This is a genomic window from Candidatus Koribacter versatilis Ellin345 (genome assembly GCF_000014005.1).
Lineage (GTDB): Bacteria > Acidobacteriota > Terriglobia > Terriglobales > Acidobacteriaceae > Korobacter > Korobacter versatilis_A.
Genome location: NC_008009.1, coordinates 3974901 through 3988153, shown reverse-complemented (window position 1 = coordinate 3988153; position 13253 = coordinate 3974901). Strand labels below are relative to the sequence as shown.

Here is a 13253-nt window from a genome sequence, read left to right as displayed (position 1 = left end):
GCTGCGGACATCTCCAATGTAGCGGGTATTGTCCGTTAGTACATACCCTAATGCTGGTATATGACTGTACTTTAGTAACCTAAGATGTGATTACTTAATCTCTTGATGTCGTTCCTTTTCAAGGAGATACGAAGACAATACGATGCTCGCTTGGAGTCGCTCAGATGGCTCTATCCTCGGCTTCTGACGACCCACAAGAGCAGAGGCCACCAGCGGCGTCGGATCGCGTTTCAGCAGCAACTCCGTCGTAAGGACAGGGTTACCGTAAGTGAGCAAGCTCTGTTGCGAGAGAATTGCTGTAGCAACATTTGCAATGTCAACGCGAATAGCTGCTATAGAATGCATCCTAGTACGGCGCAGAGTACCTGCGGGGAGTGTGCTTCATGTTGCAGCGTCGGAAGGGTTTGTTGATCGCGCTCTTGGCAGTTGTTTGCAGCTTCGTGCTGTTGCTGCCTGCCTTGGCCGAATCCAATGTCCGCATCGTTCGCCTGAGCTACATTGATGGCGACGCCCAAATCAACACGACAAACCAGGATGACGGATTCACTCATGCCGTTCTCAATACGCCGGTAACAGCGGGCATGTGGATCTACACGCCGAACAACTCGCACGCTGAAATCCAGTTTGAAAATGGCAGCACCGTGCGAATGGTGGATGACGCGCAAATCCAGTTCGAAAAACTCGCGCTTGCCGATTCCGGCGGAAAGATCAACATCATTAATGTTGATCACGGCGTGGTGTACTTCAACTTCTCGAAGGTAGGCAAAGACGACAACATCATCGTCAAGGCCGGCGCCAAGACCATCCACGTTGCAAAGTCCTCGCACTTCCGCGTCGACGCCAGCGACAAGAATGTTCTCGTCTCCGTGTTCAAGGGCGACGCCATGGTTGACGGCGACCAGTCGATCGAGATTAAGAACAACGAATCCGTGAACCTTGCCGCCGAAGACGCGAAGGTTGGTAGAGGCGTCGACGAGCTGGGCAGCGACACGTGGGACAAGCATCGTGACGGAGAGGTTGCGGCGCTGAGCATGAAGGCCGCCCCGGTTGGTTATGGCGATGCGTATAGCTCACAGTTCGGATACCTTGGTTCTTACGGCAATTACACCAACGTCCCGGGCTTCGGTTGGGGATGGCAGCCCTACGGCATGGGAATGGGTTGGGACCCGTTCATGAACGGCGTCTGGAACTACAACCCAGGCTTAGGCTACATGTGGGTTTCGTCGTATCCGTGGGGATGGGGACCGTATCGCTACGGTGCCTGGAACTACGTTCCGGCCTACGGCTGGATGTGGATGCCCGGCTCGAGTTTCAATTCCTGGAACGTGGGTCCAGCATACGGAGCTGTGCCGGCTAACTGGCACGCACCAACCGTTCCGGTTGTCGGCAAGACTCCGGTGAAGACGGTTGTGGTGGGCAATCCACCGAACGTGCACCCGGCAATTCTCGCGGGACATCCTGAAGGTGGATCGCATGCCGCAGTCTCGACGCGCGCGAAAGCTTCGAACAATGTCCGCGTGAAGCCGCCTGTGGCGACTGCGACGTCCGGCGCCAAGCCGACGTCGAATACAACCGCCACGAAGACTGGCACGAGCACTGGCGCGAAGAGCGGTGCGCAGCCTGCGCATGCCGGCGGCGCACAGCACGCGAGCGGGGGACAACCCTCTGGTCAACACATGGGCGGACCGCCAACGGGTGGTGGTCAACGCATGGGTGGCGGAGCACCGGCCGGAGGCCATCCGCCTGCGACTCGTCCTCACTAAACAAAACCTTGCAACACAAATGCCCGGAGCGATCCGGGCATTTTCTTTTGCGCGCGATTTCTTCAGAGCACTGCAATGCCGGCGTAGCCAACCACCATGTCTCGATCTCCCGAGACATCGCCCGAGGTCGCGTATTTGATGAGTTCTGCTCGCGAAGCACCCACGCGCTTTGCCGCCGTCAGCATCGCGACCGCCGGACCATAGCCGCACATGCTGATGTTCTTCTCGTGCACCACGTCGTAAAGCCCCTTCGCATCGAGAGCCAATAGGCGCTCAATCGCAAGCCGATCTTTCACGCGAGTGTCGGCGTCGTTCTCGTAGTGATTCATATCGCTCGATGCGATCACCATCACGCGCTCCGCAGCGCTCTGCACTACCTTTGCGATGGATTCACCCAGCGCGGAAAGAACATCGAAGCGCCCCGTGCCGACGGCGACCGGAACGAATCGAAAATTGGGAACGAGGATTTGCAGAAAGGGAAGCTGCACTTCGAGCGCGTGCTCAGTGCGATGCGCGTCGGCGTCCTCGCTGGTGAGTGGAAACGCCGCGAGCAGTTGGTCGGCAAGTTCGGCGTCAATCGCAGCATCGCCCAGCGGCGTACGCCACGAGCCCTCGCGCATCACTGCCAGCGGATGTCCAGCGCCCGTGTGGTTCGGGCAGAGGATTACGAAACGTTTCGGCAGATCCAATCGTTCATACACTGCTCCGGCGACATGTCCGGAATACATGTAACCGGCATGCGGGACGACGCAGCCAATGGCCGCCAGTTTCTCCGCGTTGGTTGGCGTGGTGTAATCGCCGATGTCCGCCGTGAGCTTTTCTGGATTGCCGGGGTAGAAGCGTCCGGCGACGGCAGGTTCCCGAATCGTGACCGACATAGGCGCCTCCGTTCGGTCAGATGATACGACAACGAAAAGGGGCACGACCGAAGCCATGCCCCGCTTGAAAACTTTATTCCTATTTGGTCTGCAGTCCCGGTACGACCGGCGGAGCCGCAGGTTGAATCACGACCGTCGATCCGGCCTGCGCGATGCGAACACTCTTTCGAAACTCGTCGAGCATAGTTTCGTCGAGCCGGACATCGGTGGGCCTCTTCGCCAGCGTCATGTGGTCAATCTTGTCCTGGAGTTTTAGCAGTCCGTAGAACAGGTTCTCCGGCCGCGGCGGACAGCCCACCACGTACACATCCACGGGCACGATCTTGTCCACTCCCTGCAATGTCGCGTAGGTGTTGAATGGCCCTCCGACTGACGCGCACGCACCCATCGCCATCACCCACTTAGGTTCGGGCATTTGCTCGTAAATGCGCTGGACCACCGGCGCCATCTTCAACGTCACGGTGCCTGCCACGATCATCAGGTCGCTCTGCCGGGGTGATGGGCGAAACACTTCGCTGCCGAACCGCGCAATGTCGTACCGGGCGGTCGATGCAGTGATCATCTCGATCGCGCAACACGCCAGGCCGAAGGTCATCGGCCAAACTGAAGACTTGCGGGCCCAGTTAAAGACGTAATCAACGCTGCTCAGCAGGAAGTTCTTTTCAAACTTGTTTTCGATCCAGGACATGCTTGCCTCAGCCGTGGTTCCGGCAGCTTCATGGTGCCAAATCGGCATACCCGAGGGCTGTGATAGCCGTCACATGGTCAAGAATTTGCGCGGGGGTACATTGGGAGGAACTTTCATCGTGCCGAGAGCTTCGATTGCTCCGAAGAAGCACCGACTTTGCCGTAAGAAGCGAACGCCCGGTGCGGAATCACCGGGCGATCTCACGTTGAAAGGTGGTGGTGCTTATGCGCTACCCAAAGGGGTACCGCATGCTGGTCAGCTTCCTGATCGACTGGAAGCTGATTTTCTGGCTGCTGGAGCCCAGAGTCAATCCAAACATTCGTCTCCAATCGCGCCTTTCCCGCTCCCGAGCACGCTTCCAAATTCCATTCGTCCCAAGTATTCCTCCCACCGTTTCCGGGAGAAGCCCGTCTATCAAGCAGATAGGAATATGATTTTTTGTACACTCTTTCCGATTTCGGGATTGACTGGACATATAATTTTCGTAGGCGCTGGTTTTCCTGTGACTTAGCGGAAACCAGCATGCAAAGTGAGATGGCAGTAGATTTGCACATGGATTCGCCGGAGATTACCGTCCTTCCCACCAGCTCTGGCAAAGGACGGAACCGGCCCATGCTGAAGGAGAATCAAGTCCGCTTCGTTGCCGCCGTTGTGGCGCTGCTGACCGCGACTGCAATCGTATTCTCCTTCATTAACTTCCAGAAAGAGCGGGAGTTCGAGACCCCTACCGACGGCGTCTGGTGGGTGGAATCCGGCGGCCATCTCAAGGCCGAAAAGGTCGAGGCCGACGGCCCCGGCGAGAAGGCCGGTATCAAGCAGGGTGACGTCCTGATCGCCATCAACGGCGTCGATATTACCCGCAAAGCCGTGCAAGTGCGGCAGATTTACCGCACCGGAAGCTGGTCAAAGGCTACTTTCTCGCTGACCCGCAGCAATGTGCCGATCGAAGTCCCGGTGATTCTCACTCCGGCCGATCGCTCCCTGAATGGCGGCTTGCGCCTCATCGCGCTGATTTACCTTGGCATCGGCATCTACGTTCTGTTCCGGCGCTGGACGGCCCCAAAGGCGACCCATTTCTACCTGTTCTGCCTGGCGTCGTTCGTTTACTACTCGTTCCACTTCACCGGTAAGCTGAACCAGTTCGACTGGATCATCTACTGGTCAAACGTGACCGCATGGCTGTTACAGCCGGCGCTCTTCCTGCATTTCGCGCTCACATTCCCCGAGACCAAAGACGTAGTAAAGCGACACAAGTGGCTGGTGCCTGCTGTCTATGCGGTGCCCGCCGCGCTGCTTTCGCTGCATATCGTGGCGCTGAATTTCCTGCGCCCCAGTGAAGTCCTGCGCTGGAACCTCGACCGCGGCCAGATGCTGTATCTCGCGGTGTATTTCGTGGCTGCGACCGTGGTGCTCTGGCAGACCTACGCGAATGCCGCCTCGCCCATCCTGCGTCAGCAGATGAAGTGGGTGACCCGCGGCACGTTCATGGCGATCGCGCCGTTCACCATCTTCTACGTCATCCCGTACCTGCGCGGCAGCCTGCCGACCGCGGCCATGAAGATCTCGGTGCTCTCACTGATCTTCCTCCCGTTGACCTTCGGCTACGCCATCTTCCGCTATCGCCTGATGGACGTGGACCTCATCTTCAAGCGCGGCATGGCCTACACACTCGCCGCCGGCACGATCACCGGTATTTACTTCATGGCGATCGGCGGGGCCTCGGAAATGTTCCACAAGAACTTCCCGAGCGCCGGCCCAGCCGGATTGATGGCGGCGATCGTCGTCACGGCCTTGCTCTTCGATCCGTTCAAGAACTGGATCCAGGACAAGCTCGACAAGTTCTTCTATCGCAAGCGGTATGACTACCGTAAGACGCTCATCGAATTCGGCCGCGACCTGAACTCCGAAACCGATCTCGACAAGATGCTGGCGTCCATTGTGGACCGCCTCTCGCGCACGCTGCTCGTCGATCGCATCGCCGTCTTCGTGCACGATGAACAAAGTCGCTGGGTGCTGGCAAAGAGCTGCGGCATCTCGCAGACCACCGGGCTCGACATGAGCTTCATGAACGAAGAGCGTCCGGACATGGCTGCAGCCGGGCACCTGTTCTTCGACAACACCAGCCAGGCAGTTCGCGAAAATCCCGGCGCGCGCGAGACCATTCGCCGCCTCGATCTGAACTACTATCTGCCTTGCACGGTGATGGGCCGCACCATCGCGATGGTCGGCCTTGGCAAGACCACTGAGGGCGACTTCCTCTCCAGCGAAGATGTAGAGCTGCTCGAGACGCTGGCCGGCTACATCGGCATCGCGCTGCAGAACGCGCGCCTCTACCAGTCGCTCGCAGAAAAAATCACCGAGTACGAGCGGCTCAAGGAATTCAACGAGAACATTGTCGAATCCGTAAGCGTCGGTGTGCTCGCCGTCGATCTCGAAGACAAGATCGAATCGTGGAATGCGCAGATGGAAGTGATGTACGCGCTGCCCCGCGCGGAGGCCCTCGGCAAGCGCCTCTCCGATGTCTTCCCGCTGAATTTCGTGGAAGAGTTCTATCGCGTCCGCCAGGTTCCCGGCATTAACAATCTCTATAAGTTCCGCATGGGCACTCCCGCGGGCGACACGCGCATTTGTAACATCGCTATCGCACCGCTGGTCACGCGCGATTTCAACGTCATCGGCCGCATCATCATCCTCGACGACATGACCGATCGCGTCGAACTCGAATCGCAATTGGCGCAGGCAGAAAAGCTTTCGTCCATTGGATTGTTGGCCGCCGGCGTGGCGCACGAAGTCAATACGCCACTTGCGGTGATCTCGTCCTACGCGCAGATGCTCTCCAAGCAGTTGCAGGGCGATGAACGCCGCTCGGCGCTGCTCGAGAAGATCACCACACAGACGTTCCGCGCCTCGGAGATCGTTAACAACCTGCTGAACTTCTCCCGCACCGGCAGCAGCGAATTTGCTGAAGTAGACATCAACAAGGTTGTCAGCGACACGCTCGCCTTACTCGAGCACCAGCTAAAGACCTCGCGCGTGAAGGTGGAAAACCACCTCGCGCCTACGCTGCCCAAGATCTACGGCAACACCGGCAAGTTGCAGCAAGTGTTCCTGAACCTCTTCCTCAACGCCAAGGATGCGATGCCCTCGGGCGGCACGCTGAGCATCACCACGCGCAACGGCCGCGCGGTTGAGGTTGAGGTATGCGACACCGGAAGCGGCATTGCGCCGGAACACATCCAACGCATCTACGATCCATTTTTCACCACGAAGAAATCGCCGCGGCAGGGCCACTCCGGAGGCACCGGCCTCGGATTGGCTGTGACCTACGGCATTATCCAGGAACATGCGGGCAAGATCCGCGTGGACAGCCGCCCCGGCGAGGGCACGCAGTTCACGATGGAGTTCCCCATGGTCAGGAAGGCTGTGAATGCCTGAAATTGCGGTCTCCCGCACGAGCAACAGTGCCCGCGAGCTGAGCGCCGCGGGCGTAGTGCTCATCATTGACGACGAAGCCGCGATCCGCGAATCGCTGCAGACCCTGCTCGAACTCGAAGGCTACCAGGTGGACACCGCCGTGGATGGTGGCGACGGCCTAATGCAGATGGCGGCGCATCCCTACGACCTCGTTCTGCTCGACTTCGCGCTCCCAGATCGCAATGGCATCGAAATCCTGAAAGAGATCCGCAGCCGCGATACCGAAATTTCCGTGATCATGATCACCGCCTACGGCACCGTGGAAAACGCAGTGAACGCGATGCAGGCGGGCGCCACCAACTTCATCCAGAAGCCGTGGGACAACGAGAAGCTGCTCGCCGACGTAGGCGCTGCCATCGCACGCCGCCGCGTTGAAGAAGAAAACCTGCAACTGAAGCGCGCCCTGAAACAACGCTACAACTTCGAAAACATTATCGGCAAGAGCGAGCCGATGCTGCGCATCTTCGACCTCGTGACCCAGATTGCGCCCTCGCGCTCCACCGTACTTCTGCAAGGCGAGAGCGGCACTGGCAAAGAACTGATCGCGAAAGCGATCCACATGAACTCCACGCGCAAGGACCGCGCATTCGTGCCCATCAACACCGGTTCGATGCCGACCGACCTGTTGGAATCCACGCTGTTCGGGCACGTAAAGGGCGCATTCACCTCGGCCATCGCCAGCAAGAAGGGCCTGTTCGAAGTCGCCGATGGCGGCACGCTCTTCCTCGACGAAATCGGCACCATGAGCATGGAGACGCAGGCCAAGATCCTGCGCGTGCTCCAGGACCGCAAGTTTATGCACCTCGGCGGCGTGCAGGAGATCCAGGTAGACGTGCGCATCATCGCCGCAACCAACGTGGACCTGCGCCAGCTCGTAAAAGAAGGGAAGTTCCGTGAGGACCTCTTCTACCGCCTGAACGTCATCACTATCGACCTGCCGCCGTTGCGCCAGCGCCGCCTGGATGTCCCGCTCCTCTGCGAACACTTCATCAAGAAGTTCTGCGAAGAAAACGCCAAGCCGCTCATGCGCATGACCCCCGAAGCCTTGCGCCCGCTGCTCGATTACAACTGGCAAGGCAACGTTCGTGAGTTGGAAAATGTCATCGAACGTGCAGTGGTTCTCGCCAACGGTCCATCGATCACCATCGATCTTTTGCCCGACAACGTCGTCGGCCGCGGCTCAAGCCTCTCGTTCGTCGAGACCCGTCCTGACGCCTCGCTCTTCGAGATCATGGAAGACTGCGAACGCCGGATCATTGTGGACATGCTGGAAAAAGTCGGCTGGAACCAGACCGAAGCCGCCGAGAAGTTTCGCATCCCGCTCTCCACGCTGAACCAGAAGATCAAGCGCCTCTCGATCGAGATCAAGAAGAAGGCCTCGCGCGAGGCGCAGCCGCAGGGAGCGTAGCGACCTAGATATCTTCCCAATTCTCAAGCTGAGTGCACAGAGCGTCACTCGCTTTCGCATCAATGATCTCGCAGCCATAGAGTTCGTCCGGCGCGTACAGGTCGAAGTTGCTCCGGACCGCTAAGACGAGTGCGCCCCCATCAGGACAGCGGACCGCGTAGACGACGACAGCGTCGCGCATCGGATCGAACCCTTGGTAGGCTCGGAGCCTCATCCATTCGTGGGTACGAAACAGCTGGAAGAAGTTTGCCAATGATTCCTGGAAGCTCGGATCGCCGCAGATCGTGCTCGCCAACTGCGACCATGCATGCCGGCGCGGCGGAAGCTTGCAGATTGGGCACTTGCCGACGATGCGCGCCAGCAGCTGAGAAGTGGCATTCTCACTCATCTTCACTATTGTGATCCAGGAGACGCCACTCAACAACTACGCTGCCCGCTTCACGTTCATCCGTGCCGCCACCTTCCGCAGATCATCTACAAACAGCCGCATCTCCTCATGCCGCGCATCCTCATCCGGAGCCCGCAGGATCGACGACGGATGCACCGTCGCCAGGACCGACGCTCCGTTTGGCCCGGGCAGGAACTCACCGCGCTGCTTGGTGACGCGGAAGCTTCTTCCAAGCATCGCCTGCGCTGCCGTTGCTCCGAGGCAAACGATAATCTCCGGCTGAATCGCCGCGATTTCTCCATCCATCCACGAACGGCAGGCTGCAACCTCAGCAGCGTTGGGTTTCTTGTGCAGACGGCGCTTGCCGCGTGGCTCCCACTTGAAATGTTTAACCGCATTCGTGACGTAAACTTCGTTGCGATTGATGCCGGCTTGCTCGAGGGCAGTATTCAGCAGGTTTCCCGCAGGTCCCACGAACGGCCGGCCTTCCAGGTCCTCTTTATCCCCGGGTTGTTCACCGACGAAGACCACTCGCGCATGCGCGCCGCCTTCGCCGAAGACGGTTTGCGTGCCGGTCTTCCAGAGATCGCAATTACGGCAGTCCTTCGCGTCGTGAGCGAGCGCTTCGAGGCTGCGTGGTTTCATCAGCAGGGGCAACTCGGATTGCACGGGTTTGCGGCGCATCGGCATATTTGTCGAGATGCTGCCAGCCGCACCGATGGTTGTGCAGGAATCAGAGTGGCTGTCGCGCCAGCATCAGAGCACCGAGCGCAGGATCAGCTTCAGGCAACGTGATCGATACGTCAGGATGAACATTGTGCAGCTCAGCAGAGAAGCATTCGAACACGGTGACGGAGTTCCGGAAAATGCCTCCCGTTCCCGCGATTGCAACGGCTTCTACCGTCGGAAACAGGCGCTGGATCAGGGTTTCCGCGAGGTAGGAGAGTTCCGCGCCCGCACTCACCAGGATCTTGCGCGCGGTCTCGTCGCCCTTCTGAGCGATGTTCACCACCGCGGGGAAGACCTGCGCCAGGTCCGGATTCGCGACAGAGTTCGCGAGCTTCGCGAGGTCTACCGGATCCTCCACCCCGAGGGCGGCCATCAAGTGGTGCAGATAAGCTTCCTCGCGTCGCGAGTCGTAGCAACGCATCGCCGCTGCGATCGCAACTCGACCAACCCAGTGCCCGGAGCCCTCGTCCGAAATCGCGAAGCCCCAACCGCCCGCGCGGGCCGTGTCGCCTTGCTGGTTGCGTGCGTAGGCGATGGAACCGGTACCGGCATTCACCAGCACTCCGGGCGCGCCATCGAGTGCGGCGTGGTGTGCGATCACCATGTCGCCCACGATCACGATTTCGCCCGTGAGCCTCTCGCGCAGGAACTGTTCGAGGAGCGCGCGCGGCCGCGGATTCGCCGATCCCGTAATGCCCGCCACCGTCCGCACGATCTCCGCAGGGCTCACGCCCGCCGAAGCGCAAACTTGCTCCATGCCAACCAGCAGCGCCTCGCGGACTGCCGGTTCGCCGCTGCGCGTAATGTTGCTGCCGCCGGTTGTGGTTTCCGCGAGGATTTCGCGTTCGTTGCCGAGGAGAAACTTGGTCTTGGTGCCGCCGCCGTCGATGCCGAGATACAAACTCATTGACGAAAATTATCCCACGCCTCGCGCATTTTGCCGGAAGCGTGAATAATGGTCGCAATCCACTCGCCGTAGGAGACACGACATTCACGCGCGCGCCGGGCTCAACGCAGCAGATTTCCTCATCATCGCGGCATATTTAGCGGGTATTACGCTGTTCGGGTTGCGCTTCCGCAAGTCACAGCGCACCCTGAAAGATTATTTCCTCGCAGACCGATCCATTCCCTGGTGGGCGCTGGCGCTCTCCATCGTCGCCGCCGAAACCAGCACTCTGACCCTGGTCAGCGTCCCGGGTCTCGCTTACGACACCAACTTCACCTTCCTGCAACTCGCCTTCGGATACCTCGTAGGGCGAGTCATCATCTGCATCATCCTGCTCCCGCAATATTTCAAGGGATACCTGTTCACCGCCTACCAACTCATCCAGCGTCGCTTCGGCGGCAAGCTGCGCACCTACACCGCTGGCCTCTTCCTCATCACCCGCGCCGCTGCCGAAGGCGTTCGCGTTTACGCTGTCGCGTTGGTGATCGGTATCGCCCTCGGCCCGCAACTCGGTAATTTCAGCGACTTCAGCCGCGACCTGATCGCCATCTCCATTGTCTGCATATTGACGCTCATCTATACGTTCGAGGGAGGCCTCGCGGCGGTGATCTGGACCGACGTCATCCAGACCTTCATCTACATCGGCGGGACGATCGTCGGTTTCTTCACCATCATCCATCTCGTCCCCGGCGGCTGGGGCGCGATTCACGCCACTGCCGCGGCGGCAGGGAAGTTCAGGGTCTTCGACTTCAGCTGGGATTTCTGGAAGACCTACACCTTCTGGTCCGGCGTAATCGGTGGCGCGTTCCTGACGACCGCGAGTCACGGCACCGATCAACTCATCGTGCAGCGACTATTAGCGGCGCGCAGCCTGAAGGATTCACGCTGGGCGCTGCTGGCGAGCGGCGTGGCTGTGCTTCTCCAGTTCGCGCTGTTCCTCTGCGTCGGCGCGATGCTCTGGGTCTTCTACCACGGCGTCGCCTTCGCCAAGACGGACCGCATCTTCCCCACGTTCATTGTCACTGAGATGCCGCACCTCGTCTCCGGCCTGCTGATCGCCGCGATTTTAGCGGCTGCCATGTCGAACCTAAGCGCGGCCCTGAATTCGCTCACTTCGACGTCGATCATTGATTTCTGGCTGCGGCTCTATCCCAGTTCCACCGAAAAAACGCGCATGCTACTGTCTCGCGTCGGTACCATCGCCTGGGGACTCGTTCTCTTCTGCCTTGCCATTCTTTCTCGACGCGGCGGTAAGGTCGTCGAACTCGGCTTGACGATCGCTTCCGTCGCGCAGGGCGCCATGCTCGGCACGTTCCTGCTTGGCGTGCTGACCAAGCGCGCGAACCAACTGGGCACAGCGATCGGCCTCACCGCCGGCTTCCTGGTGAACATCTACATCTGGCAGGGAAAAGCGATTGTGCCGCAGTTTGCGCTGCCGCGCGCGGTCCCGTTCCCGTGGTATGTGGCCATCGGATCGTTTGTGACGTTCGCCATCGGTTATAGTGCGAGTCTACTTCTTGGAGGCAATCATCAGCCCGACGCCGAAATCAGCGCCGAGTAACACTCCGCAACTGGCGCGCGACCTGCGCGTAAGCCACGCCACCGCCGTCGTCGTCGGCACCATCATCGGCAGCGGCATTTTCCTCGTACCCGCCGAGATGATGCGCGCCGTCGGCACCGCGAAGCTCGTCTATCTCGCATGGATCGTCGGTGGCATCCTGTCGTTCCTAGGCGCGCTGACGTATGCAGAACTCGGCGCGATGAAGCCGCAATCCGGCGGCGAATATGTGTACGTGCGCGATGCCTACGGCCCGCTGATGAGCTTCCTCTATGCGTGGTCATGGTTCGTCATCGCGAAGCCCGGCTCCATGGCGACCATCGCAACCGGCATGATGCAGATTCTTGGCGGCTATCCCGCGCTGTCGTTCCTGCCAAAAAACGTCGTCTCGGGAGTGCCATTCACCTACGCGCAGCTGGCGGCCGTAGCGCTCATCATTTTCATCTCGGCCGTGAACTACATCGGCGTGAAGAAAGCCGGACAGTTCCAGGTAGTCTTCACCGTCCTGAAGCTCGCAATCATCTTCGGCGTGATTGTCGTTGGTTTCTTCGCGGGCCACGGCTCGTGGTCGAACTTTACAACCAGCTTCACGGGTGCGACTGGCGGCATTGCCGGCTTCATGATCGCGCTCGTTGCCGCGCTCTGGGCGTATGACGGCTGGAACGACATCAACATGGTCGCCGAGGAAATCGACCACCCCGAGCGCAACGTGCCGATCGCGCTGATTGTCGGCGTGGGCATCGTGGCAGCGTTGTACATGCTCCTCAACGCCGCAGTGCAATATGCGCTTCCAGCGCAGGCCATCGCGATGTCGAAGCGCGCGGCATCGGATGCAGTCCTGGTCTCAATTGGCGCAGGCGCGGCCTCGATATTCGCGGCACTCATGGCGATCCAGATGTTGGCAACGATCAACGGCACCACGCTCAGCGGCGCAAGAATTCCGTATGCCCTGGCGCGCGACGGCTATTTCTTCGAGGCCATCGGCAAAGTGCATCCGCGCTACCTCACGCCTGCAAATGCGATCGTCTTCCAGGGAGCGCTGGCGGTCATTCTCGTGTCGCTGGTCGGGAAATTCCAGCAGCTGTTCTCGTTAACAATCTTCGCCGAGTGGCTGTTCTACATGATCGCGACGAGCACCGTCTTCGTCTTCCGGCGGCGCGAGCCGAACGCGAATCGTCCCTACAAAACGTGGGGATATCCCGTCGTTCCCGCAGTCTTCATCGCTGCAGCCGCGATGCTGCTCTGCTACACCTTCGTCGACAACCTGAAGTACGCCATGATTCCCACGACGTTGATCGGTCCGCCGTTGAATTCAATTTCTACCGGCGGCGCGCTGGTAATTCTGCTCGGCGTGCCGGTGTTCTGGTGGTTCGCAAGGCAAAAATCTTTAACCACGAAGGGCACGAAGGAATTGTAGGGTG

Annotated in this window: 10 protein-coding genes; 5 read left to right on the top strand and 5 right to left on the bottom strand. The window is 59.5% G+C overall.

The features are described 5' to 3' along the window. Positions 1-383 precede the first annotated feature (383 nt). Positions 384-1763 carry a FecR family protein gene (locus ACID345_RS17350; protein WP_011524160.1) on the top strand — a complete coding sequence of 460 codons (1380 nt, stop codon included), beginning with the start codon at positions 384-386 and terminating at the stop codon, positions 1761-1763. A 62-nt stretch (positions 1764-1825) separates the two neighbouring features. On the opposite strand, the gene amrB is transcribed toward ACID345_RS17350, so the two are convergent. Continuing rightward, positions 1826-2641, bottom strand: a complete 816-nt coding sequence (amrB, locus tag ACID345_RS17345) for an AmmeMemoRadiSam system protein B (protein ID WP_011524159.1) — start codon at positions 2639-2641, stop codon at positions 1826-1828. Between the two features lie 79 nt (positions 2642-2720). Further along, on the bottom strand, positions 2721-3329 hold the full coding sequence (locus ACID345_RS17340) for an NADH-quinone oxidoreductase subunit B (RefSeq protein ID WP_011524158.1): 609 nt from the start codon (positions 3327-3329) through the stop codon (positions 2721-2723). 522 nt (positions 3330-3851) lie between these two features. Here ACID345_RS17340 and ACID345_RS17335 point away from each other — a divergent pair. Together ACID345_RS17335 and ACID345_RS17330 are read left to right on the top strand one after the other, a co-directional pair. Beyond that, complete coding sequence (locus ACID345_RS17335; protein ID WP_011524157.1) at positions 3852-6764, top strand: ATP-binding protein; 2913 nt, start codon at positions 3852-3854, stop codon at positions 6762-6764. Then, positions 6757-8211: a sigma-54-dependent transcriptional regulator gene (locus ACID345_RS17330; RefSeq protein WP_011524156.1), complete on the top strand. Its 1455-nt coding sequence runs from the start codon at positions 6757-6759 to the stop codon at positions 8209-8211. The genes ACID345_RS17335 and ACID345_RS17330 overlap by 8 nt, the downstream gene beginning before the upstream one ends. Positions 8212-8215: 4 nt before the next feature. Here ACID345_RS17330 and ACID345_RS17325 read toward each other — a convergent pair whose 3' ends face one another. From ACID345_RS17325 to ACID345_RS17315, 3 genes are read right to left on the bottom strand one after another with little or no spacing between them, the layout of a single operon-like run. Then, positions 8216-8599, bottom strand: a complete 384-nt coding sequence (locus ACID345_RS17325) for a hypothetical protein (protein ID WP_148210154.1) — start codon at positions 8597-8599, stop codon at positions 8216-8218. Positions 8600-8635: 36 nt separating this feature from the next. Next, positions 8636-9283: a UdgX family uracil-DNA binding protein gene (locus tag ACID345_RS17320; protein WP_148210153.1), complete on the bottom strand. Its 648-nt coding sequence runs from the start codon at positions 9281-9283 to the stop codon at positions 8636-8638. A 49-nt stretch (positions 9284-9332) separates the two neighbouring features. Next, on the bottom strand, positions 9333-10235 hold the full coding sequence (locus ACID345_RS17315) for an N-acetylglucosamine kinase (protein ID WP_011524153.1): 903 nt from the start codon (positions 10233-10235) through the stop codon (positions 9333-9335). Between the two features lie 160 nt (positions 10236-10395). Between ACID345_RS17315 and ACID345_RS17310 the strand changes: the two genes are divergently transcribed. Together ACID345_RS17310 and ACID345_RS17305 are read left to right on the top strand one after the other, a co-directional pair. Then, positions 10396-11835 (top strand): sodium:solute symporter, encoded by a 1440-nt coding sequence (locus ACID345_RS17310; RefSeq protein WP_011524152.1) that lies wholly within the window; start codon positions 10396-10398, stop codon positions 11833-11835. Continuing rightward, on the top strand, positions 11792-13249 hold the full coding sequence (locus ACID345_RS17305) for an APC family permease (RefSeq protein WP_011524151.1): 1458 nt from the start codon (positions 11792-11794) through the stop codon (positions 13247-13249). Before ACID345_RS17310 ends, ACID345_RS17305 begins: the two co-directional genes overlap by 44 nt. Positions 13250-13253 lie beyond the last annotated feature (4 nt).

Excerpts from the sequence above, each read along its gene's own strand:
- ACID345_RS17325 (WP_148210154.1), bottom strand. The coding sequence starts at position 8,599 with ATGAGTGAGAATGCCACTTCTCAGCTGCTGGCGCGCATCGTCGGCAAG.
- ACID345_RS17340 (WP_011524158.1), bottom strand. The coding sequence starts at position 3,329 with ATGTCCTGGATCGAAAACAAGTTTGAAAAGAACTTCCTGCTGAGCAGC.
- ACID345_RS17350 (WP_011524160.1), top strand. The coding sequence starts at position 384 with ATGTTGCAGCGTCGGAAGGGTTTGTTGATCGCGCTCTTGGCAGTTGTT.
- ACID345_RS17315 (WP_011524153.1), bottom strand. The coding sequence starts at position 10,235 with ATGAGTTTGTATCTCGGCATCGACGGCGGCGGCACCAAGACCAAGTTT.
- ACID345_RS17330 (WP_011524156.1), top strand. The coding sequence starts at position 6,757 with ATGCCTGAAATTGCGGTCTCCCGCACGAGCAACAGTGCCCGCGAGCTG.
- ACID345_RS17335 (WP_011524157.1), top strand. The coding sequence starts at position 3,852 with ATGCAAAGTGAGATGGCAGTAGATTTGCACATGGATTCGCCGGAGATT.
- amrB (WP_011524159.1), bottom strand. The coding sequence starts at position 2,641 with ATGTCGGTCACGATTCGGGAACCTGCCGTCGCCGGACGCTTCTACCCC.
- ACID345_RS17320 (WP_148210153.1), bottom strand. The coding sequence starts at position 9,283 with ATGCGCCGCAAACCCGTGCAATCCGAGTTGCCCCTGCTGATGAAACCA.